Origin of the sequence: Streptococcus oralis, from assembly GCF_003943415.1 — a bacterium.
GTDB lineage: Bacteria > Bacillota > Bacilli > Lactobacillales > Streptococcaceae > Streptococcus > Streptococcus oralis_BJ.
The window spans coordinates 1-563 of record NZ_RJPK01000042.1 but is presented as its reverse complement, the minus strand read 5'-3'; the positions used below and the strand labels follow the sequence as shown (position 1 = coordinate 563).

Genomic DNA, 563 nt, shown 5'->3' with positions numbered 1-563 from the left:
ATCAAAATCCTGCTGGATCAGCCTTTTTGAATTACTACTTTCCATACTGGATGATCTTCCACGCGGGCGGATATACAGCAGAACAAAAAAGCATGCTCCGCACCGCCGGAATCAAAGAAAAAGCGCTCTCTGAACGAAAAGAAAAAAGATATTGGCTGTTGATTGAAGATCAAAACGGAAAAGAACATGCCGTCCTCGTCTCGAAAAAACAGTATGACAACATTCAAAAAGGGGATCGGGTTGAAGTGCGCCGCAAACAGATCACCAAAAAATAGCTGAAACAAGTGCCGGTCATCATCATGATGCCGGCTTTTCTCGTCATATCAAAAAAGGGCTTGCATGGATGAAAACCATCTGTTAAAATTCGTTTCATAGCTAATGATTCTGAAAATAAAAAGGCAGGCGTCACGATTTGGATAGATCCCCCCATCTTCGACAGGAAGAACACGACACACTCATCAAGCTGAAACGCATGCCGATCGAGTCCTTGAATCTTGAAGCCATTTCGGTTGCCACCAACCTTTACCGGTCAGCGCAAAAGCTCCGCGTCAAAATGGAGACCG

At 44.6% G+C, this 563-nt stretch carries 1 protein-coding gene; it reads left to right on the top strand.

All coding sequences use genetic code 11. The features are described from left to right. Positions 1-275: hypothetical protein (locus D8801_RS09775; RefSeq protein ID WP_221761551.1), on the top strand; the 275-nt coding region annotated here is incomplete at its 5' end. Positions 276-563: the final 288 nt, after the last annotated feature.